Origin of the sequence: Achromobacter marplatensis (assembly GCF_002209535.1) — a bacterium.
Taxonomy (GTDB): Bacteria; Pseudomonadota; Gammaproteobacteria; order Burkholderiales; family Burkholderiaceae_B; genus Achromobacter; species Achromobacter marplatensis.
In genome coordinates this window covers 1-864 of the sequence record NZ_NJIG01000054.1, presented here as the reverse complement: position 1 = coordinate 864, position 864 = coordinate 1, and the positions used below count along the sequence as shown (strand labels likewise).

Here is an 864-nt window from a genome sequence, read left to right as displayed (position 1 = left end):
TCTTTACTGCTACTCGCTGAACCCAACCGCTTCGCTGCGGCTTTCGCCTTGCGTCGCTTGCTGTTTTCAGCAGCAGAGAGGCGAGATTATGAAGGAGTTTTTATCGCTTGTCAAGTCAGTGTCGTATTTGTTTGCGCTTTCGCACTGCAACTACTTCACTGCCTGGCACCGCAGCCCCTTCAGGCCTCACCAGCACTTTCGCGCTGGCTTTTTCTCTTCCTAGCAACTATCGAAATGTCGGGGTAAACCCTGATCTTTCGGTAGTAGCCAAGCCCGTAACTATAACATCATTTTTGCAAATTTTGCAACCGGCTTCTGCCTGACTTGCATCTTATCTTGCAAAGTACTGTTCGCTGGATCTCTCCATCTTTACAGCAGAGAAGTATAGGTTCTCACTCTATATAAAAGAGAAACCCCGCAGGATCACCTGCGGGGTTCTCGGAATAAAAGCCTGACGATGACCTACTTTCACAGACGTCCGTCCACTATCATCGGCGCGAAGGCGTTTCACTGTCCTGTTCGGGATGGGAAGGAGTGGTACCACCTTGCTATGGTCGTCAGGCGTAACTGGTTGAGCGGCTGCGGTTTAGGCAACTGCTCCAATCTTGGAAGAAGCACAACGTGTGGTGATCAGAGACTAGCTCGATGATCACGCACAGGGGGATGTAATTGGTGTTGGCTGGCTGCTGACGGTGCAGCCAGATTTTGTATTGAACGACACTTGGAACGCTATATCACCAGGTCAATAACCATCAGTGTTATAGGATCAAGCCTCACGAGCAATTAGTATCGGTTAGCTTAACGCATTACTGCGCTTCCACACCCGACCTATCAACGTCCTGGTCTCGAACGACTCTTTAGGGG

The 864-nt window shown here is 50.0% G+C and carries 1 protein-coding gene and 2 rRNA genes; 1 reads left to right on the top strand and 2 read right to left on the bottom strand.

Annotated features, from left to right (window positions below):
* Window positions 1–246, top strand: a 246-nt coding sequence (locus tag CEY09_RS32435; RefSeq protein ID WP_208625091.1) for a hypothetical protein, incomplete at its 5' end; no start/stop codon positions are given.
* 203 nt (window positions 247–449) lie between these two features.
* Here the strand turns inward: CEY09_RS32435 and rrf are convergent.
* Window positions 450–562, bottom strand: a 5S ribosomal RNA gene (gene rrf, locus CEY09_RS31810).
* A gap of 200 nt (window positions 563–762) precedes the next feature.
* Window positions 763–864 (bottom strand): 23S ribosomal RNA (locus CEY09_RS31805); the annotation flags it as partial.